Annotated in this window: 21 protein-coding genes; 11 read left to right on the top strand and 10 right to left on the bottom strand. The window is 68.4% G+C overall.

Features of this window, described 5'->3' with window-relative positions; translation table 11 throughout:
* The first annotated feature begins 73 nt into the window (after positions 1-73).
* Positions 74-598 (top strand): hypothetical protein, encoded by a 525-nt coding sequence (locus tag GVL05_RS07915; protein ID WP_123341231.1) that lies wholly within the window; start codon positions 74-76, stop codon positions 596-598.
* Here GVL05_RS07915 and GVL05_RS07910 read toward each other — a convergent pair.
* The 3 genes from GVL05_RS07910 to GVL05_RS07900 form a co-directional block, all read right to left on the bottom strand.
* Complete coding sequence (locus GVL05_RS07910) at positions 544-1,431, bottom strand: carboxypeptidase-like regulatory domain-containing protein (protein ID WP_159572678.1); 888 nt, start codon at positions 1,429-1,431, stop codon at positions 544-546. The two genes, GVL05_RS07915 and GVL05_RS07910, sit on opposite strands and share 55 nt — an antisense overlap.
* A 224-nt stretch (positions 1,432-1,655) precedes the next feature.
* Entirely contained in the window at positions 1,656-2,891 is a 1,236-nt protein-coding gene (locus GVL05_RS07905) for an acyl-CoA dehydrogenase family protein (protein ID WP_159572676.1), read from the bottom strand.
* Positions 2,892-3,307: 416 nt separating this feature from the next.
* On the bottom strand, positions 3,308-3,733 hold the full coding sequence (locus GVL05_RS07900) for a hypothetical protein (RefSeq protein WP_123341228.1): 426 nt from the start codon (positions 3,731-3,733) through the stop codon (positions 3,308-3,310).
* A 170-nt stretch (positions 3,734-3,903) separates the two neighbouring features.
* On the opposite strand from GVL05_RS07900, the gene GVL05_RS07895 reads away from it, so the two are divergent.
* From GVL05_RS07895 to GVL05_RS07865, 7 genes are all read left to right on the top strand, one after another.
* Complete coding sequence (locus GVL05_RS07895; protein ID WP_123341227.1) at positions 3,904-4,275, top strand: hypothetical protein; 372 nt, start codon at positions 3,904-3,906, stop codon at positions 4,273-4,275.
* Positions 4,276-4,321: 46 nt separating this feature from the next.
* Complete coding sequence (locus tag GVL05_RS07890) at positions 4,322-4,819, top strand: hypothetical protein (protein WP_123341226.1); 498 nt, start codon at positions 4,322-4,324, stop codon at positions 4,817-4,819.
* A 473-nt stretch (positions 4,820-5,292) separates the two neighbouring features.
* Complete coding sequence (locus tag GVL05_RS07885; protein WP_123341225.1) at positions 5,293-5,625, top strand: hypothetical protein; 333 nt, start codon at positions 5,293-5,295, stop codon at positions 5,623-5,625.
* A 51-nt stretch (positions 5,626-5,676) separates the two neighbouring features.
* Entirely contained in the window at positions 5,677-6,276 is a 600-nt protein-coding gene (locus GVL05_RS07880) for a DUF5819 family protein (RefSeq protein WP_131847149.1), read from the top strand.
* Positions 6,273-7,244, top strand: a complete 972-nt coding sequence (locus GVL05_RS07875) for an HTTM domain-containing protein (RefSeq protein WP_159572674.1) — start codon at positions 6,273-6,275, stop codon at positions 7,242-7,244. The genes GVL05_RS07880 and GVL05_RS07875 overlap by 4 nt, the downstream gene beginning before the upstream one ends.
* Positions 7,183-8,073 (top strand): serine hydrolase domain-containing protein, encoded by an 891-nt coding sequence (locus GVL05_RS07870; protein ID WP_327785635.1) that lies wholly within the window; start codon positions 7,183-7,185, stop codon positions 8,071-8,073. The genes GVL05_RS07875 and GVL05_RS07870 overlap by 62 nt, the downstream gene beginning before the upstream one ends.
* 11 nt (positions 8,074-8,084) lie before the next feature.
* Positions 8,085-8,537, top strand: a complete 453-nt coding sequence (locus GVL05_RS07865) for a DUF1648 domain-containing protein (protein WP_159572670.1) — start codon at positions 8,085-8,087, stop codon at positions 8,535-8,537.
* A gap of 165 nt (positions 8,538-8,702) precedes the next feature.
* Here GVL05_RS07865 and GVL05_RS07860 read toward each other — a convergent pair whose 3' ends face one another.
* Together GVL05_RS07860 and GVL05_RS07855 are read right to left on the bottom strand one after the other, a co-directional pair.
* The gene (locus GVL05_RS07860) at positions 8,703-9,752 is read right to left on the bottom strand and encodes a methionine synthase (protein WP_159572668.1); all 1,050 of its coding nucleotides are present in this window, start codon (positions 9,750-9,752) and stop codon (positions 8,703-8,705) included.
* Positions 9,753-9,772: 20 nt separating this feature from the next.
* Entirely contained in the window at positions 9,773-10,732 is a 960-nt protein-coding gene (locus tag GVL05_RS07855; protein WP_159572666.1) for a putative oxygenase MesX, read from the bottom strand.
* 119 nt (positions 10,733-10,851) lie between these two features.
* Here GVL05_RS07855 and GVL05_RS07850 point away from each other — a divergent pair, with 119 nt between their 5' ends.
* On the top strand, positions 10,852-11,793 hold the full coding sequence (locus tag GVL05_RS07850; protein ID WP_159572664.1) for a LysR family transcriptional regulator: 942 nt from the start codon (positions 10,852-10,854) through the stop codon (positions 11,791-11,793).
* Between the two features lie 56 nt (positions 11,794-11,849).
* Here the strand turns inward: GVL05_RS07850 and GVL05_RS07845 are convergent, their stop codons facing one another.
* The gene (locus GVL05_RS07845; protein WP_159572662.1) at positions 11,850-13,343 is read right to left on the bottom strand and encodes a family 20 glycosylhydrolase; all 1,494 of its coding nucleotides are present in this window, start codon (positions 13,341-13,343) and stop codon (positions 11,850-11,852) included.
* A gap of 90 nt (positions 13,344-13,433) precedes the next feature.
* On the opposite strand from GVL05_RS07845, the gene GVL05_RS07840 reads away from it, so the two are divergent.
* On the top strand, positions 13,434-14,612 hold the full coding sequence (locus tag GVL05_RS07840) for a GDSL-type esterase/lipase family protein (protein ID WP_159572660.1): 1,179 nt from the start codon (positions 13,434-13,436) through the stop codon (positions 14,610-14,612).
* Between the two features lie 21 nt (positions 14,613-14,633).
* Here GVL05_RS07840 and GVL05_RS07835 read toward each other — a convergent pair whose 3' ends face one another.
* Entirely contained in the window at positions 14,634-16,100 is a 1,467-nt protein-coding gene (locus GVL05_RS07835) for an SDR family NAD(P)-dependent oxidoreductase (RefSeq protein WP_131847126.1), read from the bottom strand.
* A 55-nt stretch (positions 16,101-16,155) separates the two neighbouring features.
* Here GVL05_RS07835 and GVL05_RS07830 point away from each other — a divergent pair, with 55 nt between their 5' ends.
* Entirely contained in the window at positions 16,156-17,370 is a 1,215-nt protein-coding gene (locus tag GVL05_RS07830) for a hypothetical protein (protein ID WP_159572658.1), read from the top strand.
* 22 nt (positions 17,371-17,392) lie between these two features.
* Here GVL05_RS07830 and GVL05_RS07825 read toward each other — a convergent pair whose 3' ends face one another.
* Genes GVL05_RS07825 through GVL05_RS07815 form a run of 3 tightly spaced genes read right to left on the bottom strand, consistent with a single transcriptional unit; the run spans position 17,393 to position 20,638 of the window.
* Entirely contained in the window at positions 17,393-18,466 is a 1,074-nt protein-coding gene (locus tag GVL05_RS07825) for a low specificity L-threonine aldolase (protein WP_159572656.1), read from the bottom strand.
* Positions 18,467-18,470: 4 nt separating this feature from the next.
* Positions 18,471-19,160, bottom strand: coding sequence for an SDR family oxidoreductase (locus GVL05_RS07820; protein ID WP_235035902.1), 690 nt, complete (start codon positions 19,158-19,160; stop codon positions 18,471-18,473).
* A complete protein-coding gene (locus GVL05_RS07815) occupies positions 19,157-20,638 on the bottom strand; it encodes a DUF6421 family protein (RefSeq protein WP_159572654.1) in 1,482 nt (493 codons plus the stop codon). Before GVL05_RS07815 ends, GVL05_RS07820 begins: the two co-directional genes overlap by 4 nt.
* Positions 20,639-20,777 lie beyond the last annotated feature (139 nt).

The following is a 20,777-nucleotide window of genomic DNA, read 5'->3' as shown; positions in this document are numbered from 1 at the left end:
GTGACCATGCTCGCGGCCGTGGAGCTCGCGACGACCGGATGCGCCTCGGGCGGCGCCGGCAGAGGAGACGACGGTGACCGGAGAGGACACGCGAGACGCGGCCGGCAAGACGCAGGCACAGGTCGCGAATCTGTCGTTGAAGGACGAGTTTGACTCGGCCGGCGAGCGGTACGAGCACGGGCAGGCGGTCCTCGCCGCCGCGCAGCAGCAGATCTCGGACGGCGCCTGGTACTGGAACGGTGGAGACGTCCGCCCGCTGCCGGCCGGCGACGCCGCGTTCGGCGAGGCACCGGACGGCGCGACCGGCGCGGAGCAGAACCTCGAACTGAGGCAGCGCTACTTCGATGAAGAAGGATGGCGGTCGCGCAGCGCGAAGGTCGGGACGGACCACGAGGTCCGGGCCGGGGTGACCTGGAGCGTCCGGCCGAACGGGCAGTACTCGCTCGGCGTGTACAGCGAGGCGGTGCCAGCTGGCGCCGCGCCTCCCGTCCGTCGTTTCTCACGTGATCGCGTGCAGTCGCGCAGTCAACTGCGCCCGACCACTCAGCGCGACACCGTCTCCGGTACCGCGCCACCCCAACCGTTGAACCCGCCGTAAACGACCTTCACCGGGACGGCTTGCGCCCGGTCTGCCACGTACCGGTACACGCCTCCCGGACGGCCGAGCCACATCGTCTGCGCGGTCGTTGCGGTCGTCGCCACGGTCCGGAGTTCCACCACGTACTGCCCGGAGGGGATCTGGAACTGCGCGGTCTGCTCGCTGTCGAGCAGCGTCGAGAACCGGGTCGAGAACGACGCACCGGTCGTCGCGTTCGTCACCGTGACGGTCGCGCCGCTCAGCTGCGCCGACGGGGTGCGGGACGCCGAAGCCGCGTAGACGACAAGGTCGTAGTCGCTGTGTGCGTAGTGCCGTGACAACGTGACTTGGGAAGCCGGGAGCGTTCCTCGCTGCTGGTACACCCGGGTCTTCCAGACGGCGGGCGACGCCGTTCCGCTGGCGTACGCCTCGATGCGGTACTTCCCGGTGCTCAACCCGACGAACCGGTACTGGCCTGTGCTGTCCGAGGTTGTTGTGAACACCTGCGAGGTGTCCTCGTTCCAGGCGTACATCAGGCGGTCGGCGGCGGGTCCCGTGGGGCCGACCACGCCGCCCTGCACGGTGGCACCGATCACGAGCGGCACGGTGACCGCGACTGTCGAACCGCCGCGGACCGCGATGCCCGAGCGGATTCCGGGGGCGTAGGTCTCGGTTCCGTGCGGCGGGAGTTGCTGCGTCGTCACCGTGACGGTGTCCGGTGCGGGGATGCCGGTGAACGTCGCGGCGCCGTCATCGTCGGTCGTGGCGTTCCCGACGACGACGTCGGTGCCGATCGCTGCGAGTTCGACGTCCGCCAGCCGGATCGCGGTGCCGTCCGGCGTTGCGAGCTGCACGGTGATCGTTCCGGATCCGGCCGCAGTCGCTGGTGGCGCGAGGCCGATCAGCGCGCCTGCTGCCAGCGCAACGGCCAGTGTCGTCCCCGTGATCAGTCGCATCGCGTTCCCCGATGGTCGGCCAGCCGTGCGTTGCCAGGGACTGTACGCGCACGGCGGCCGGGCGGCGGGGCAGGCACGTCGCAGCAGCGGTCACGCGGAAGCCGTCCCGGCTTCGACGGGCGTCACGAGGTGCGGGTCGCACCGATCGCCCAGACGCGGGGCGGTTCGGCACCGTTGACCGAGTGGTCACCGATGATCCGTGCCTTGAACACCCACGGGTTGTGGCTGCCGGCGGTGCGAGCGTTCCGCCAGTGCCGGTCGAGGTTCTTCGTCGTGCTCACCCCGGACGCCGCGAGCGCGTCGAACAGGTGCGAGGTCGCCGTCGTCGCCAGGGTGGTCAGCGCCACCTGCGCCTGCGCGGTCGCGAGTTCGGCGCGGCCGTTGCGGCGCTCGTCCTCGGCGGTGTCGAGCCCGGCTCCCTCGTACGCACCCTGCAGGGCTGCGGCGGCCCGGTCGACGATGGCGGTGGCGGCGAACCCGGCCGCCGACACTTCGCCGACGACCTGCAGGATCTGCGGGTCGGACGCGAACGTGTCGGCGTTGCCGTGTGAGAAGACGCGGGTGCGGTTGCGGACCTCGCGCGCGATCTCCCGTTCGCCTGCGAGGACGGACCCGGCGAGGACGCTCAACAGCACGCCCTGGTAGAACGCCGTCTGGTACTTGAACCGCTCGTCGAAGGGGATCACCGCGTCGGCCTGCACGACGGCGTCGTCGAAGGTGCTGGTGCCGGAGCCGGTGGTGCGCTGCCCGAACCCGTCCCAGTCGTCGGTGTGAGTGACCCCGGGCTGGTGCGCGTCGACGATCGCGATGACCCGCTCGCCGGTGTCCGTCCGTTCGGCGTAGGTGTCGATCCAGTCGGCGAAGATGCTGCCGGTCGAGTAGTACTTCTGCCCGGTGATCCGGAACGTCCCGTCCTGCTGCGGGGTCACCTTCGTGATCACGTCGCCGACCTGCACTGACCCGACTTCTGTCCACGAGTTGCCGGCGATCTCACCGCGGCCGAAGCGGTCCAGCCACCCCTCGCGTTCCCCGGTCCGTGCGACCAGCTGGTCTTCCACCAGCGCGAAGTGACCGCGGAGCGCCTGGGGGATGTTGCTGTCAGCGGTGGCGAGTTCGGTCAGCAGGCGGAACAGCTGGGGCAGGGTCGCCCCGGCTCCGCCGTGGGCGACGGGGACGCGGACGGCGCCGAATCCTGCGGCGGCGAGTTCGCGGATCTCCTCGAACGGGAGGCGGTGGTCGCGTTCGCGCTCGGACGCGCCGGCAGCGATGCGGTCGATGATCGGACGGAAACGGGCGAGGAGCTCGTCGTCGGCGCCCTCGTCGATCGTGCGGTCGGCGGTCTGGTTGCTGATGGTCACGAGGACTCCTTCGTGGTCTGGGTTGCTGCCTGTCGCGTGGTGTGGCGCCGTGTGGTGTCGATTCGTCTGGTGTGGGCGGACAGCCCGACCAGATGTGCGCAATGGCGAGACTGTGGCATCGCCGAACGCCCGCGAGAAGGGTTGTGTCGATGTGTGTCGGGGGGTCACTTCCCATGACACGTGACTGCGCAGCGACGAGGTGGGGCTTCGCAGCAGCGCCTTCGCAGTGCTGCGCGTGTGCGATGGCCGCGGAGCTCGTCGGACGAAGACGGGCATGCTCTTCCGAGAAACCCGCGTCGGCGACGCTCAGAGCAGCGCGCATCAACGAGGGAGCACGCACCCGCCAGAGGACCGGCCGCTGCCTTGCTTGGTGTGGGCGAAAGCCGTGGTCTCGGCGTCGTTCACTCCGGTGACGTTCAGGCCGGCGGGGTCGTCCCTGCGCCTTCGGTGTCGTCCGCGCCCGCAAGACCTGTCCCGGCCTGGTCGAGGTTCTCGCGTGGGTCGCCCATGTCTCCGGTCGCAGCGCCGGTGGGGGACCGCCCGAAGTGTTTACGGACGGCGTTCGCCTCGGCGAGGGACAAGGTGCGTCCTGCTCCGAGGGACGGAGCGCCCTTGATCGCGTCCTTCGTGTACCCGACGTGCACGTCCGTGCCGTCGAACGTGGCGTCGTCGGCGGGGACGAGCGCCTGGTGACGCCCGAGCAGTCCGGTTGCGACACAGACGTAGGCCGCACTGCCGTCCTCGTCGGAGGGGAACACCTGCACGACCTTGCCGACTGACACGCCGTTGCGATCCCGGACAGTCGCACTCTCGACCTGGTGGATGACGCCCTTGGTGATCATGAACGTAGTCAACGCCCTCGAGTCTGACGCTTCGCAGACGCCGTCCTCCAGGCCGGCGGTCAGGACCCGTGCGCCGATGGTGACGGAGAGACACACTGTCGTGGTCGGCACCCCGGTGCCAACGTGCCTCGTCGGCGCAACCGCGGCCGTGCCTCCAGGCCGGATCGAGAGTGGCGCACGCGGCGGACGCGACACGAACGGCATCGGCGGGGATACCGGACAGCATCCATGGGGCGGACGAAATCGACGCGGATGCGGTGGACGCGGGGCAAGCAGAGGTGGCCAAGCCGCTCATCGAACACTGGGGCGGCGACGAATGGGCCGCAGTCGGCCGGGACTTCAGTTCGGATCACAAGCAGGATCCGACCGCCCCAGGATTTGGTGCCACGAGTTTCGGCTCCGACGGAGCATCGGGTCTCAACCCCGTCCACGACCATGGAGTCCATACCTGGTACGGCGGCGGTTACCTCGACGAGGACACGCAGTCGCTCCAGAACGTGGGCTATGCCACGACCGGCCAGCCCGAACGGCTCACGAGATGATTGTGCGAACGTCGCAGACACAGCGCAATCTGAGTGGAGTTCCCAGATGAAAGTACCTCGACGGAAAGCCGTCATCGTCCTCCCGTCTGTAGGAGCGGTACTGCTCGCGGTCGCCGTCCTCGCCGGCTGCAGCTCCGGGCTCGGGAAGACCCCGGAGCGGGCGAAGCAGTCGATCGTCACGTTCGTCGAGGGTTCGACGGACGTTGTCGGTGACGGTTGGGAACCCAACGACGGTCCACGGCTGGGGAAGTGCGGACTCGGCCTCGGGACCGGCGGCGTCCAGTACGTCTACGCCAAGGTCCGCGCTGCCAGCGCTGATCCAAAGGCCGACGTCAAGGCGGTGGAACAGCACTGGAAGGAGCTCGGGGTCACGACCGAGCGGTACCAGACCGGCGGCGAGGACCCGATCCTCGGCGTCCGGGGCAGGGGTGGTCCGGTGAGCTCCTCCGACTTCCGTGCGGATCCCCGCGGGTACACGATCGACGGCAGCTCGCAGTGCATCGCGGGGGACTTCGACAAAATGAGCCTCGACAGCCAGGAATGACGAACTCGGGCTGACCGACGGTCAGGCAGGCGATGGGTGAGTCCCCGCCGACGCGATCTGCCCGCCGGAGCCGAGCCGTGCCTCCGGGGCGGACCGAGACCTGATCGCCTGCCGGACGCGACACGAAGGGCAGCCCGCCCTGTTGCCGAGGCGAGCCGTCCTGTGCGGCCGGGCCGCTCGCGCGATACCGGCACGGCGACGCTGGCGAGCTCGCCCGGCACGATGTCCGTATCCGCGGGCCTGCGCCGAGCTTCCCGAGCGCCGTCTCCGTGCCAGCGGTGCCACGCCCGAGTCCTGAACCTCGTCGTGGAAGACGGTGAAGGCGGGCTTGTCGAGCTAGAAGATGTGGACCCCGGCGGCCTTCCCTTCGGAACGTTGACCGAATGTGCCCAGATGGCATCGCACCCGCAAGCTAGATCGCTTGGTCCGAAACTGGTACACAGGTACTCCACACAACAGATTGGAGTTCGAAGATGAAGTTCAAAACGAAGCTCGCGGGTTCGGCCGCAGCCATCCTGGTCGGCAGCACGCTCCTGCTCGCTACGCCGGCGCAGGCTGCTCAGGCGTCCTATGAAAAGTCGAGTGCGATGGCAGAGGTCGTCGCGAACCAGGGGGCCCCGTCGATGACCTCTGAGCCAGAGCAGCGCGGGGTGGTCGGCGTCGCGAAGGCTCTGGCAGCAGGGTTCAAGGCGGCCAGCGCACCGCAGGCGGCGGGGAACGTCGCGCGTCTCGCGAGCATCCTCGGTTTCGCCGCGGACACACCGCAGCCCTCGGCACAGCTCGAGTCCGCCTACTTCGATCGCTGACGAGTAGGAGGGGCCCGTCCCAGTGGGCGGGTCCCTCCCTCCGGGAGAACTATGCACAAGACCTTGCTCGCAGCTGCGGGAGTGGCAGTCGCCGGAACGTTCGGCGCGTGCGCACTCGTGCTGGCTGGTCCGGTCACGCCGATCAAGTTCGATGTTGGCCCGGTGGTGTCCCTGCTGAATCCGCACCTCTCTCAGAACTGGCAGCTCTTCGCGCCGGATCCCATCAGTGATGAGCGCGGTGTGGTTGCTCGCGTCCGGTGCCAAAACGAGGTGACGCATTGGACCGACATCTCGTCGTCCGCCATCGCGCGGACCCAATCGTCGAGGTTCTTCCCGGATCGCGAGAGCCGGATCGTCAGCAATGCGCTCGTCGAGCGCTTTGCGCAAGACGACATCAGCAAGCGGCTTGAGGCCAGGGGCAAGGAGGACCTTGCGCCCTCCGACGTCGGCGCGCAGCGACGGGCGGAGCGGGTTCTGGCTCGCTACGCGGCGCTACAGATCCCGTGCCCATCGGCACTCGGCGTTGCTGACGGGCCGTCCGCTGTGCAACTCCGATACGTCGTCCAGTCGCTCGCGCCGTGGTCGAAGCGCGATGAAGGGTCAGCACGCGCAGAGCCTCGCATCACGGACTCCGAATGGATTCCCTTGTGATCCGCGCGCTCGGTTCCCGAGTCAGCGTCGTTGCCGACTGGATGGTGGATGCGCCTCGTGCGACGACCGCCCTGAGCCTGCTTAGGGCGGTCGTCGGGGTGGTGTCGACGGCGTTCTACATCCGGCAGTACGCAGGGCGACTTGAGTTCTTTGGCCCGGACGGTGTCTACGGGCTCGAAGGCATCCGCGATTACACGGCCGGTATCGGGACCTGGAGCCTCTACGCCGCGTCGGATTCGGCGGTGTTCTTCGAGGTCATCTTCCACATCGGCCTGGTGGTCGCGTTGCTTGTCACGCTCGGTGTGGGTGGCCGTCCGGTCCTCGCGGCCCACTACGTGCTCCTCTGGTCGCTCTACATGGCGAACCCGGCTTTCATGGACGGTGGTGACGCCCTAGCCGCGACAGCAGTGCTCTTCCTCTTGCTGACCAGGTGCTATTCGGCCTTCACCATCCTCAAAGGACGGCGAAGGCCGGAGGGGGGCCCGATCGCGTCCGTCCTCAACAACACGGGGCTCCTGCTCCTGGTGACCCAGGTGACTGTCGTCTATCTCATGGCCGGGTTGTACAAGGTGCAAGGTGAACTCTGGCAAGACGGCACTGCGCTGTACTACATCCTCAACGTCCCAGAGTTCTTTCTCCCAGAGCTCACGCCGTTGCTCGTGCAGTCGGACTGGCTGATGGTCATCAGCGCCTACGCCACTGTCCTGACGTCAGTGTTCTTCCCCGTGCTCGTCTTCTTCCGCGCGGGGAGGCCTGTGGCTGTCACGGCAATGCTCACATTCCACCTGGCGATTGCCTTGCTCATGGGTCTGACGTCGTTCGCCATCGTGATGGCCGCGTACGACCTCCTCTTCGTGAATGCCCACGTCGTGAGTCTTCACCGCCGAGCTCGGTCGTTGTGGAACGGTGCATTGGCCCGCATCTCGACCCGCTTTCAAGGAGGGACACCTGGTGCGGAATCCGCTTGAGAGCTCCGGGCTCTGGCGTGCGAGTCTTCGCACAGCTGACGGCTGGCGAACCGTCCGCGAGCCCCGTGGGCCCTACGCCACTGCGTCGATGCTGGAGTGGGGGAGCATCACGAAGGGACTCGTGGGCACGACGGCCTGGCTCACACTCGAGGTCGAGCGGCCGGTCGTGTACTACCTCCCCAGGGTGCCCGATTCCGAGATGACGGTTACTGACCTCGTGCACCACACCTCGGGTTTGCCGCGGCTTCCGGCCACGATGCGCGACCGCCTGTTCGGCGACCCGTACCGAGAGGCCGTCGGGGTGCCGCTGGAACAAGCGGTCGCAGTGCCGGTCGCACCCCGAGGGCAGTTTCTGTACTCGAACCTGGGGTACGCGCTCCTCGGCGCAGTGCTCGACGAGGTGCACGGCGACTGGTTCGCCGCTGTGCGCCAGCAAGTCTTAGACCCGGCGGGGATCAGCTCGGCGGCGCTCGTGCCTGCTCCAGCAGACCGCGTGGTGTCGAAGCTCTTCGGTCGCGCGATCAAGCCGTGGGCGCTCGGAGAATCGTCGTTCGCGGCGGCTGGCGGCGTCTGGTCCACGTTCGACGACCTTTGTCGCTACGCCGATTGGGCGCTCGAGCCCGGCGCTGGGCACTCCCGCACGGTGAGCTGGCAGCGGGAAGGGGCATCGACCTGGATCAACGGGGAGGTGCGAGCGGCAGGAGCGGTCATCGCCAACGCGGCAGGAGTCACCGCCGTGGTCCACACGCTCGCGAAGGCTCCGCATGCGGCCGACACGATCGCCACGGCGCTCATCGAGCGGGAAGCGCGGGAGACATGCAACGGCTGATGAACGCACCGATGGCCAACACCCGCGGCCGACGCAGGCGAGAGGGGATCTTCGCTGCCATCGCTGCTGCGTTCCCCGTCGTCGTCGAGGTCGTGGTGACCAGCGCCTGGTGGGATCGGCTACCCGAACGGATCGCCACGTCGTTCGGCCCCGACGGCAGCCCGAGCGGGTACGGAACACCGTTGGGAACCGCGATCCTGCTCGCGGCGATACAGGCGCTGTTCCTCGTGGCGGCTGTCGGGTCCGCCTTCGCTCGAGACCGGCGCAGAGGGCGCATCTCATGCGCGGTCACCGCGGGGTTCGTCGCGGCACTCGCGATGAGCTGGCTGATCGTCGTTGGATTGGCGTCTTCGACGTTGAGTCCGACGGCTTGGTGGCTTCTCGCGGCGGCGCCCGTGTGGGCCGTTGTTCCGTACTGGCTGCTTCCCCCGCGAGGGACTGAAAGCGGATCGCTGAGGCAGTGACCGGGGTCGAGGGGCAGTAGAGGGCGCGGGCGTTGCCAACGCAACCTGTCAGCCGGACGGAAGCCGCGCCTCCAGACCGGATCGAGAGCCGCGCACGCGGCGGGCGCAACGCGAACGGCGGCCCTCCTCCTTCCGGAAGAATGCCGCCGCCGTGTCTCGCAGTGGTCAGCGCGCTGACGGGACCGCCGTGCCGACGAGCTCAGCTCGCACGATGTCTGCCCCAGCGGACAGCGCACCGAGCTTGTCCAGCGCGGCACCCCGTGCCAGGGGAGCCATCCCGCAGTTGGAGCTCGGGATGAGCTTGTCGGCGTCGACGAACTCGAGCGCCCGACGCAGCACCTCCGCGACCTCGTCCGGCGTCTCCACGGTCTCGGTGGCGACGTCGATCGCGCCGAGCATGACCTTCTTCCCGCGGATGAGTTCGACGAGCTCGAGCGGCACGTGTGAGTGGATGCACTCCAGCGACACGATGTCGATCGACGACTGCTGCAGGAGCGGGAACGACTGCTCGTACTGCCGCCACTCGGCCCCGAGCGTCTCCTTCCACTTGTTGTTGGCCTCGATGCCGTAGCCGTAACAGATGTGCACGGCGGTCTCGGCGTGCAGGCCCTCGGTCGCGCGTTCGAGCGCGGCGACGCCCCAGTCCTGCACCTCGTCGTGGAAGACGGTGAAGGCGGGCTCGTCGAACTGGATGATGTCGACGCCAGCGTCCTGGAGCTCGCGCGCTTCCTGGTTGAGGATCGTGGCGAACTCCCACGCCAGCTTCTCGCGGCTCTTGTAGTGCTGGTCGGAGAGGGTGTCGATCATGGTCATCGGCCCGGGGAGCGCCCACTTGATCGGCCGGTCGGTCTGCGCGCGCAGGAAGCGAGCGTCGTCCACGAACACGGGCGCCCGGCGGCTCACGGCGCCGACGACGGTCGGCACGGCTGCGTCGTACCGGTCACGGATCCGGACGGTCTCCTTGCGCTCGAGGTCGACACCGTCCAGGTGCTCGATGAACGTCGTGACGAAGTGCTGGCGGGTCTGCTCGCCGTCGCTGACGATGTCGATGCCGCGGCGCTCCTGCTCGTGGACGGCGGAGCGGAGTGCGTCCTGCTTGCCCTCGGTGAGTGCTGCGCCCTGCAGGTTCCAGGGGGACCAGAGCTTTTCGGGCTCGGCGAGCCAGGACGGCTTCGGCAGGCTGCCGACGATCGAGGTGGGGAGGAGAGAACTCATGGAGGTGAAGGTCCAGACGGTCAGCGGGCGGGGACGGAGTCGGCAGCGAAACGCGAGAGGAGCGCGTGGTGCGGCGTCACGAGGTGCTCCTCGGTCCACCGACCCTGGGTGATCCCGAGGCGGCTGCGCTCCTCACGGTCGTAGGTGACCGGGGTGGGCGTGAAGTCGGCGTGGTCGAGCGTGGGGCGGTAGGTGCTCCCGGCCGGGGTGTTCGCCGCGTAGATCTCCGGGCGGTAGATCTTCTGGAACGTCTCCATGGTGGCGATCGTCCCGATGAGCTGGAGGTCCGTGTAGTCCCCGGTCAGGTCGCCGCGCGTGTAGAACGCGAGCGGGGCCGATGCTCCGGCGGGCTGGAAGTACCGGACCCGCATGCCCATCCGGCCGAAGTAGTCGTCGGTGAGCGAGGAGTGCTCGTGGTCGTACTCGGCGCCGAGGACGGGGTGGACGTACCCGGTCCGGCGGTAGGTCTGGCTCGTCGAGACGCTGATGCAGACGACGGGCTCGGCACCGAACTCCGAGCGGAACGCGGACGACTCCAGGAAGCGCTGGAAGAGCGCCCCGTGCAGCGCCCCGAAGTCAGACGGCAAGCCCGGCGATGACGGCAGCAACACCGAGAAGTCGTAGTCGCGCAGGTACGACGAGAAGTTGTTGCCGAGGATGCCGTGGTGGTGCTCGCCGGTGTGCTGGTCGACGATCGTGACGTCGAGCATCTCGAGCAGCGGGAACTCGGCGTCCGCTCCACCGTCGGAGAACTGCAGCGAGGCCGAAACGATGTCGAGCTCCAGGCGGTAGCGGTCCCCGGCAGCCAAGAGGTCGTTCGCGCGCCCGTCGATCATCGCCAGCGCAGCACGGAGGTTCTGCTGACGGTGCTCGCCGCGCGCCAGGTTGGCGAAGTTCGTGGTCAGCCGGGAGCTGTCGGCGGGGGAGTAGTCCTCGTCGAAGCGGGTCCGGGTGATGCTGAAGGTGAGGTCGTTCGCCATGGTCGGCAATCTGTTCGTCGAGCGCCCGAGGGCACTGGGGAAGGGGTTCCTTGATCATGACGGGAACCGCGGGCCATCAGGTAATACCGAGACGCTATGCGGCGGTATAGCCTCGGCCTATGGCTCGGGTCCAGAACGACATCACCCTGCAGCAGCTCCGGTACTTCATCGAGGTCGCGACCGAGGGCTCGATCAGCGCCGCCGCCGATCTGCTCTACGTGTCGCAGCCGACGATGTCCGCGGCGATGAAGGACCTCGAGACCCGGATCGGGCGTCCCCTCTTCGTCCGCTCGGCCAGGGGAGTCGTGCTCACCGTCGACGGCGTCGAGTTCCTCGGGTACGCCCGGCAGGTCATCGAGCAGGTCTCCCTGCTCGAGCAGCGCTACGTCGGCCGGCAGCGGTCGCGTCGGCTGCTCGGGGTGTCCTCCCAGCACTACTCGTTCGCCGTGGAGGCCTTCGTCCGCATGGTCGAGGGCGCCGCTGCAGACGAGTACGAGTTCTCGCTTCGTGAGACACGCACCTGGGACATCATCGAGGACGTCCGCACCCTGCGCAGCGAAGTGGGCATCCTCTACCGCAACGACTTCAACAAGCAGGTGCTCGGCAAGCTGCTACGGGACGCAGGGGTCGTCTTCACGCCGCTGTTCGTCGCCCAGCCCCACATCTTCGTGGCCCGGCGGAACCCCATCGCGTCACGGGAGCGCGCGACCCTCGAGGACCTCGCCGACCTGCCTCGGCTGACGTTCGACCAGGGCGCGAACAACTCCTTCTACCTGGCCGAGGAGATCCTGTCGACGATGTCGAGCAAGCGGGAGATCCGCGTCTCGGACCGGGCGACGATCTTCAACCTCATGATCGGCCTCGGCGGGTACACGATCTCCACCGGGCTCATCAGCGACGACCTCGACCCCGAGATCGTCGCCATCCCCCTCGACGTCGACGAACGCATCGAGATCGGCTGGATCGCGCACGCCTCGGTTCCCCTCACCGTGCAGGCGCAGACCTACCTGGACGAGTTGCGCGCGGTGGTCACCAGTTACGGCGTCGAGCCGCTCGGGTAGGCAGGCGGCGGTTCCGGCGGTTCCGGCGGTCGGCCTGGAGGCCCGTCACGCGTCCGTCAGGAGGATGCGGTCTCGATCATCGCCGTCACGTGCGGCGCGCTCCACCGCAGGAGCGCGTCAGCAGGTGGACGCTCGAGGTCCTCGCCCCAGATCGCGACGGCCGCGCCCGACATCGGAGCAGCGAGACGTGCTCCGGAGTCGCCGTCCCACGTCCGGAGCGACCAGTGCTCGCGGAGATCGGCGACGGTGTACTCGCTGTCGGCCGGGTCGAGGTCGGTCGGCACCTCGTACAGGTAGTACGAGTTGTAGTTGAGCAGGTCGATCCCGGCCTGCTGCAGGTCGACCGCACTGGCCCGTCGCGCCCGGCGTTCGCGACGCTCCGCTGCGTCCTCGGTGTCGCCGTCGAAGCTCCAGTACGTGACGTGGATGCGCGGATCCAGTCGCCCGACCGCGGCGCGATCGATCCCGTCGTTCCAGGCCCACACCTCGCGGTTGCCGAGCGCGGCCGCCATCGCGTTCATCCACGCGACGCGTTGGGCGGCGGTGACGTCGCCGCCCCATTCGTCTCCACCGATGTGCACGGTGCGACTGGACGGGAACGTCCGCTGCACCTCGGCGTACAGCTCGGTTGCCAGCGCGAGACTGCCGGGCGCCGACGGATCGAGCTCGCTTTCGCCCGAGCGGATGCGGTCGACCCACTTCGTGCCGCGCTCCGCCTCGAGCAGGGCGAAGGCGGCAGCCATGTGGCCGGGGGTGTCGATCTCGGGCACGATCGCGATGCGCCGCTTCGCCGCGTAGTCGGCGATCGTGCGTGCCTGCGCTGCGCTGAGGAACGGACGACCGGTCACGCGGCTCGTGTAGACGCCGTGGTCGAGATCCGCGTTCGCGAGGGTCTGACCGAGGACCTTGCTCTCGATCCCGACGTTCTGGTCATCGGTGAGGTGCAGGTGCAGGAAGCGGCCGCCGTCGTCGGCGAGCAGGTCGATGTACCGCTTGATCAGTGCCACGGGGTAGTAGGCGCGAGCGACGTCGAGCATCACGCCGGTCTGCGGACGTGGGCGGGGCGTCGGCTTGGTGGTGACGGTCGAAGCGGACGTACGGCAGTGCTGCCCGGAGTACGCACCCACGCAGGCGAGCACCGAGTACTTCCCGGCCGCGGCACGGGAAGGCGTCGTGCGGACCGCGCTGACCGTCGTGCTCGAGCCCGGGGCGAGTGGCTGCACCGCGACCCGGCCGAGCGAGTACTTCTTCGTGCCGGTCGACAGGGAGAGCCAGGCCGACGAAGCCGGCTTCCGCACCGAGGTGGTGTTCGTGACCTTCAGGGTGGTCCGGACGGCGCTGCCGGTCGAGGTGACGGTGGACGCTGCGGTGACCTTGGTGACCGTCACCGGCGACGCCGCGGTGTCCGCTGATCCGGCGACCGCATCGATGCCGACCAGCGCTGCTGCCGACACGGCGATCGCCAGACCGACCGCGATGGTCCGTCTGACGGAGTGCGGCGCGGTCGCTGGACCGGCAGTCGGGTCCGGAGTCCCGGTGGAGGAGGGCACGGAGACGACGGTAGTTCACCAGGGTTGCGCGGTTAGCATTGCCCGACCCGGCGCCCGGTCGCGGACCACATCCCACCCAGGGGAGACAACGTGAACGGCCACGAGCGCACCACCGATCGCGGTCGGCGTCGCGGGGCACCCCGGCTCGTCGCCGGCCTGGTCGTCGCACTCGTGTCGATCGTCGCGACGGGGTGCTCCGCGGAAAAGCCCCCGGAGGTCGCCGAGCCGCTCGCGACCTGGAACGCCGCCGTGGCCGACCGGACCGAGGCGCCCGCGAACTGGGTCGCCCTGGGGGACTCGATCACCGAGGGGCAGGGCGCCTCGTCACGCTCCACCCGGTGGATGGACCTCACGCTCGACCAGCTGCGCACGGAGCACCCGACGGACGGGGTCACCGGAGGGGCCGGGTACCTGCCGGCGCAGTTCGCCGTGTACGCACCGGACTCGACCTGGGGTGACTGGGCGGCGGCGCGCACGGGGGAGAGCCAGTTCGACATCACCACCCCCGACCTCGGCTACCGATCGGTCGGCATGCAGGCGGGCGCCTCGCGGAGCTACGGCTTCACGGGCACCGGGATCGACATCTGGTGGGCGCGCTACCCCGGGTCCGGCGACTTCACCTACAGCGTCGACGGAGCCGCACCGACGACCGTCGCCACCACCGGGACTGCCAGTACCGGGACGATCACGACGGTGGACGGACTGTCGAGCGGGGAGCACACGGTGACCGTCACCGCCGTCGCGCCGTTCTCACTGCTGGGGTTCACGATCTACGACGGTGACCGGGACAAGGGGATCCACCGCTACGACTCCGCGCACTCGGGCTCGACGATCGCGACCTTCACCGATGACCAGGAGGGCTTCCTGACGGCGATGCGTCGTGCTGCTCCGGACCTCATCACCATCACGTTGGGTGGCAACGACGCGGCGAATCTCACACCCGACGAGCTCGGCGCCCAGTACGTGGCGTTCCTCGAGACGCTCGCGGCGCTGCCCACGAAGCCCTCGCTGCTCGTGATCGGCGAGTTCACCCCGGCCTCGAGCATGACGGACGGCATGGCTGAGCCGTGGTCGAGCTACCTCGCAGAGATCAAGCGTGCCGCGGCGAAGGGCGGCGCCGCGTACGTCAGCATGGCTGACACCTTCCCCGAGGCCGACACTTCCGGGACGGGGATCTACTCGACGGACGGCATCCACCCCAACGACGAGGGGCAGCGTCGGATCACGAAGCTCGTACTCGCCACCCTGGCTGCGCACGAGGGCGACTGAGCGGCGGACGGGCCGTGGACCTCACCACGAACTCGGCTTGTAGTCCTTCAGGAACACACCGAACACGTCCTCGCCCGCCTCGCCCCGCACGATCGGGTCGTACACGCGGGCAGCCCCGTCGACGAGGTCGAGCGGCGCGTGGAAGCCTTCTTCGGCCAGCCGGACCTTCGTCGGGTGCGGTCGCTCGTCGGTGATCCACCCGGTGTCGACGCTCGTCATCAGGATGCGGTCGGTCTCGAACATCTCCTGCGCACTCGTGCGGGTGAGCATGTTCACGGCAGCCTTCGCCATGTTCGTGTGCGGGTGTCCCGGCCCCTTGTAGGCGCGGCCGAACACCCCTTCCATCGCGCTGACGTTCACCACGTAGGTGCGGTGCGCCTCGCTCGCCGCCATCGCGGGGCGGAGCTTCGAGATCAGGATGAACGGCGCGGTGGTGTTCGCGAGCTGGACCTCGAGCATCTCGAGCGGGTCGACCTCGTCGACGGCCTGCGTCCACGAGTTCACGTCGTGCAGGTCGGGCACGAGACCACCGGCGTCGATCGCGGTGCCCATGGCCAGACGCTCGAGCGAGCTCGACCCCGGAGCCATGGCCTGCTCGGTCAGTTCGTCGGCCCGGGCTGCGGCGGCCGCGAGGATCGGGTGCGCCGTCACCGAGCGGGCGAGCGCCTGCGGGTGCTGGTCGTTCGTGTGCCCGAAGGTCACGAGCTCGGGCAGCGGGCCGTCCGGCAGCGGCGCGAGTTCGGCGTCGACGAGGGGCTGGTACGCGCCGGGCGACCGGCGGACCGTCTGCGTCGCGTTGTTGATCAGGATGTCGAGGGGGCCAGCAGCGGCGACGTCCTCGGCGAGACCGATGACCTGGGCCGGGTCACGCAGGTCGATGCCGACGACCTTGAGGCGCGAGATCCAGTCGGCGGAGTCCGGCAGGCTCGTGAACCGGCGCACGGCGTCGCGGGGGAACCGCGTCGTGATGGTCGTGTGGGCGCCGTCGCGCAGCAGGCGGAGCGCGATGTACATGCCGATCTTCGCGCGGCCACCGGTCAGCAGCGCCCGCTTGCCGGTCAGGTCCGTCCGGGCATCACGCTTCGCGTGGCTCATCGCCGCGCACGAGGGGCACAGCTGGTGGTAGAACGCGTCCACGACCGTGTACTGCTGCTTGCACATGTAGCAGGGGCGGGACTTCAGCAGGGTGCCGGCGGTGGACGCCGTCGTCGAGGTGCTGATCGGGACCCCGCGGGTCTCGTCGTCGATCCGGTCGGCGGCTCCGGTCGCGGTGGCGGCGATCACGAGGCGATCGGCCTCGGCGATGACCGCGCGCTTCTCGAGTCGGTGCGCACGCTTCACGGCCTTGAACATCTTCGCCGTGGCCTGACGCACCCGCACGAAGTCGGGGTGCGTCTCGTCGATGTCGCTCATCTGCTCGAGCACCCGGAGTGTGGCGTCGAGGTCCTCGGGGAGGATGCCGCTGGGTTCGGGGTGCTCGGAGATCACACGAGATCTTACGTTGGGTTACAGCCGTTGGCCTGCTCCGACGTGTCGAGGCACGATGAGCTTCGTGTATGGGAGTTTGGACGACGTGCAGGATCCGACCCACAGTGTCCAGAGCCATCGCTCGATAGCGAGCGCAGTGGTGGAGGCAGCGATGCGACTGACTGCGAACAAGGCGGGCCCGCTCGACCGTCGGGTCGCAGAAGCGCTCTTGGAAGCTGAGCCGCTCGGGCACCGGGTGACGGAGGCGGCCGATCACATTCAATATCGCGGGAAGCTCAGCGTTCTACTCGGGTTCTACTCGGCAGCCGCGATGAAGACAGTCTCGGATCACGAGGAGATGGTGGCGTCGGCACTCACGGACGTCATGGACGGCGCTATGGCGCCGAGCGTGCAGGTCGAAGCAATGATGCTGCCCGACAGCTGGCACGGCCGGAAATACGAGCCGGCGCACTCCACCGACTTGCATCTACATCGCCTCCTCTTGCCGAAGGAGGTTGCCGAGAGTCCTGAACGGGCGATCGTGCTCCGTCGGCTTCGCTTTCGGCTCGGTAACGACAGGAATTGGGATCCGCAGTTCTCGGACGATCTCATCATGTGGTCAACGGCGACAACTGAAGCATGGGCGCGTCGGCTGTCGAACGATCGGAGTCGCCCGGGGCGCGTGGCAGACGTCGTGGCAGCGCGGGTCGGATCGCGGCCGGCGTCCACTGACTGGGCGCACCGGAATCCCGACGATTGGGGGGCCGTGGACCTTGGAGCCGATCCGATTCGTGTTCTCGTCCTGACCACCAGATTCGGGGTCACGAGGAGCGAGGTCGACCGAATTCTCGAGCAGGCTGACGGGCGAGTGATCGTTTCTCGGATGCAGACCGGACCGACCAATGGCGATGCACCGCTCCAGTCGTTCACGGAAGCTCTTCTGGAACTCGCCGGAGATCCCCTTCGCCTTGCACAGACAGACGTCGTGCTCTGCCATCGCGGAGGGGGCCTCTACGGCGACGGTCATCGCGAACCTAACGTGCACGACGCGGACCGTAGTGCCCTTCATCGTGCCGTGTGTGGCGTCCGAGATCGCGGCGTCGAGGTGATTCTCGGATTGGGGCATGGAGATCTGGCGGTGCTGCCGTCTGTAGTGGCGGGGGAGAGTGAGATCGGTATATTCGAGGCGACCACGCCGACTGCGGCGGCGGCGTGGTTCGTCCGCGAACACATCAGCGGAGCGCTTGTCGACAACTCCGCCGGCCTGGGGCAGCCCACATCGCCCGCTTGACCGACCGTGAGGGCTTTGCTCGTCAGGCCGCGTCGAGCTCCCGCGTCAACGCCGCCACGAAGTCGTCGATGTCCTGCTCCGACGTGTCGTAGGCGCACATCCACCGCACCTCGTTGCGGCTGGCGTCCCAGTCGTAGAACCGGAAGTGCTTGCGCAGCCGCTCGGCCACCCCCGCGGGCAGCGTCGCGAACACCCCGTTCGCCTGGGTCTCCTGGCTGAACGCGACGCCCTGGATGCTGCCGTCGGCGATCCGGGCCTCGAGTGCGCCGCGGAGTCGGGCGGCCATGGCGTTGGCGTGCCCGGCGGAGCGCAGGTACAGGTCGTCGGACAGCAGCGCGATGAGCTGCGCGGAGACGAACCGCATCTTCGACGACAGCTGCATGTTCATCTTGCGCAGGTAGTGCAGCCCCTCTGACGCCGCGGGATTGAGCACGACGATCGCCTCGCCGTAGAGCATGCCGTTCTTCGTGCCGCCGAAGCTCAGCACGTCCACGCCGGCATCGGTGGTGAAGTCGCGCAGGGGCAGGCCGAGGGTCGCAGCGGCGTTGGAGATGCGAGCGCCGTCCATGTGCAGCGTCATGCCGAGCGGGTGGACGTGGTCCGCGATCGCCCGGATCTCGTCCACCGTGTAGGCGGTGCCGAGCTCGGTGGTCTGCGTGATCGAGACGACGAGCGGCTGGGCGCGGTGCTCGTCGCCCCAGCCCCAGGCCTCCTTGTCGATGAGCTCGGGGGTGAGCTTGCCGTCGGGGGTCTCGACCGGCAGCAGCTTGATCCCGCCGATGCGCTCGGGAGCGCCTGCTTCGTCGGTGTGGATGTGCGCGGTCGTGGTGCACACGACGGCGCCCCACCGCGGCAGCATCGACTGCAGCCCGACGACGTTCGCGCCGGTCCCGTTGAACACCGGGAACGCCTGCGCCTGTGAACCGAAGTGGTCGCCGATCACCTCGTTGAGACGGGCCGTGTAGACGTCCTCGCCGTAGGCGATCTGGTGGCCGTCGTTGGCCGCGGCGATGGCGTCGAGGATCTCGGGGTGGACACCGGCGTAGTTGTCCGAGGCGAAGCCCCGCAGGTCCAGGTCGTGGAGTCGAAGGGTCACTGGTTCATCCTAGGTTCGAGGCCGCAGCTGGAGCGGCCGAGAGCGGGAGACGGGCGCCGTTCACGTCGGCCGGCGGTGCCGTCCAGAGCCGCACGACCTCGTCGCCGAGCCGCTCCTCGAGACCGGCGAGGGCGCCGACGACGAACACGGTGGCTGCCGCCGAGTCCGGTGCGTCCTTCCGGAAGCCCTGGGCCACGGCACGGACCCACGCGTCCGAGGCGGCCTTGGCAGCCGCGTAGTTCGCGGCACCCGCGGTGGGGGAGTCGACGGCGGTGGACGAGACGAACGCGAGCCGTCCGGCCGGGGACGCCACCAGATCGTCGTAGAACACGCGTGTGGTGTTCCGCAGGGTGCGGAACGCCCGGTCGAAGAAGTCCCAGTCGTCGTCCGACTGGCCGGCGATGCCGCCGCCCCCGCGCCACCCACCGACCAGGTGGACCAGCCCGTCGACCGAACCCGCCGTCTCGTGGACCGCAGCCGCGAGCGCGGTGACCGCGCCGAGGTCTGCGAGGTCGCACGTGTGGGTCGTGACGCCCGGGACGGAAGCGAGAAGGGCCTCCAGTGCGTCTGGTCTGGTGCCGACCGCGACGACGGCCGCCCCGGCGGAGGTGAGTGCGCGCGCGACCGCCGCGCCGCTGGTGCTGGTCGCGCCCGCGACCAGCACCGTGCGACCGGACAGGAAGCCAGCGCTCACGCGGCGACGTCCGGAACGGACGGAACAGCGGACGGAGCAACCGACGACGAGCCGGTGATGCCGGCCGTCGAAGCGATGACCGCAGCCATCTTCTTGTTCAGCGCCTCGTAGAACATCGACAGCGGGAATTCGTCGTCGAGTACGGCGTCGGTGTAGCCCTTGGGCATTCCGGCGAGCGTTTCCTCCGGCAGTCCCCGCGCCCATCTCGAGGCCGGGTGCGGCGTGAGCGTCCGGGTCAGCATCTCGTACGCAGCGAGCCAGTGCGCCGATTTCGGCCGGTCGATCGACCGCCGGTACAACTCGTTGATCTGATCACTGAGCGCGATGATCACGTCGGGAACGGCATCCCAGTCGATGGTGAGCTGCGTGTCCGTCCAGTGCAGGACATCGTGCTGGTGCATCCACGCGAACAACAGTTGCCCGCCGAGCCCGTCGTAGTTCCGGACGCGGCTGCCGGTGATCGCGAACCGGAAGATGCGGTCGAAGACGACGGCGTACTGCACCATGCGGGCGTGGTCGCGGATTGCGCGTTGCGCCTCGTCGAGGTCCGCGTCCGGCACAGCAGAAAGTGCACGCTCGAGCCGCACGGATTCCCGGAACGCCGTCAGGTCGCAGCGGAGTTCTTCCAGCGAGTAGAGGAAGAACGGCATCCGCTGCTTGATCATGAACGGGTCGAACGGCAGGTCCCCGCGCATGTGCGATCGGTCGTGGATGATGTCCCACATCACGAAGACCTGTTCCGTCAGCTCCTGGTCGTCGAGCATTGCTGCAGCGTCGTCCGGCAACTCCAGTTTGGTGATCTCCGCAGCGGCACGGACGACTCGGCGGTAGCGAGCGGCTTCGCGGTCCTGGAAGATCGCACCCCACGTGAACGTCGGGATCTCGCGCATCGCGACCGTCTCGGGGAACAGCACCGCAGAATTCGTGTCGTACCCGGGCGTGAAGTCGACGAACCGCAACGCGACGAAGAGCGTGTTGCTGTAGTCGCCCGCTTCGAGTTCCGCGATGAACTCCGGCCAGATGACCTCGACCAGGACGGCTTCGACGAACCGCGAGGAACTCCCGTTCTGCGTCACCATCGGGAAGACGACCAGGTGGCCGAGTCCGTCGACGCGGTGCTGTTGCGGCTGGAATTCGTTCAGTGCGTCGAGGAAGTCGGGAACGCCGAAACCGTCGCGTTCCCAGCGCGCGAAATCGCGCTGCAGTGCAGCGAGGTACGCCGCATCGTGCGGGAAGAACGGGGCCAGTTCGGCAATGGCCGGGAGGATCGTGGCCAGGTACTCGGAAGCGGTCGCGTGGTCCGCGTGGTCGGGGACAGAGCCGTCGGCCGCCTGCAGCGCACGGAACGACACGACAGCGGCTTTCAGCCGCTTCCACGCGGGATGCTCGGCGACCTCGCGCACCGACGTGCGGTCCTCGACGACCTCGGGTTCTCCGACGATGGCGCCCTGCGTGAACTCCTGGACGAACTGTGACATGTCGAACCTCCCGTCATTGGGCCGGCCGCGGATCTGCGGCGTGGTGGTGCGCTTGTCATGAGCCTAGGGAGGATCGGGGGACGCATTCTTGCCCATTTCCGGGGGATTCGTGCGCGGCGCCGTTCTCCGCGCGGCAAAC

It is taken from the genome of Curtobacterium sp. 18060, assembly GCF_902706105.1.
Classification (GTDB): domain Bacteria; phylum Actinomycetota; class Actinomycetes; order Actinomycetales; family Microbacteriaceae; genus Curtobacterium.
Note: the sequence above shows the minus strand (reverse complement) of the source record. Positions and strands in the feature narration are given on the sequence as shown.

Excerpts from the sequence above, each read along its gene's own strand:
- GVL05_RS07890 (WP_123341226.1), top strand. The coding sequence starts at position 4,322 with ATGAAAGTACCTCGACGGAAAGCCGTCATCGTCCTCCCGTCTGTAGGA.
- GVL05_RS07860 (WP_159572668.1), bottom strand. The coding sequence starts at position 9,752 with ATGAGTTCTCTCCTCCCCACCTCGATCGTCGGCAGCCTGCCGAAGCCG.
- GVL05_RS07815 (WP_159572654.1), bottom strand. The coding sequence starts at position 20,638 with ATGTCACAGTTCGTCCAGGAGTTCACGCAGGGCGCCATCGTCGGAGAA.
- GVL05_RS07880 (WP_131847149.1), top strand. The coding sequence starts at position 5,677 with ATGCACAAGACCTTGCTCGCAGCTGCGGGAGTGGCAGTCGCCGGAACG.
- GVL05_RS07850 (WP_159572664.1), top strand. The coding sequence starts at position 10,852 with ATGGCTCGGGTCCAGAACGACATCACCCTGCAGCAGCTCCGGTACTTC.
- GVL05_RS07900 (WP_123341228.1), bottom strand. The coding sequence starts at position 3,733 with ATGATCACCAAGGGCGTCATCCACCAGGTCGAGAGTGCGACTGTCCGG.
- GVL05_RS07885 (WP_123341225.1), top strand. The coding sequence starts at position 5,293 with ATGAAGTTCAAAACGAAGCTCGCGGGTTCGGCCGCAGCCATCCTGGTC.
- GVL05_RS07855 (WP_159572666.1), bottom strand. The coding sequence starts at position 10,732 with ATGGCGAACGACCTCACCTTCAGCATCACCCGGACCCGCTTCGACGAG.
- GVL05_RS07865 (WP_159572670.1), top strand. The coding sequence starts at position 8,085 with ATGGCCAACACCCGCGGCCGACGCAGGCGAGAGGGGATCTTCGCTGCC.
- GVL05_RS07830 (WP_159572658.1), top strand. The coding sequence starts at position 16,156 with ATGAGCTTCGTGTATGGGAGTTTGGACGACGTGCAGGATCCGACCCAC.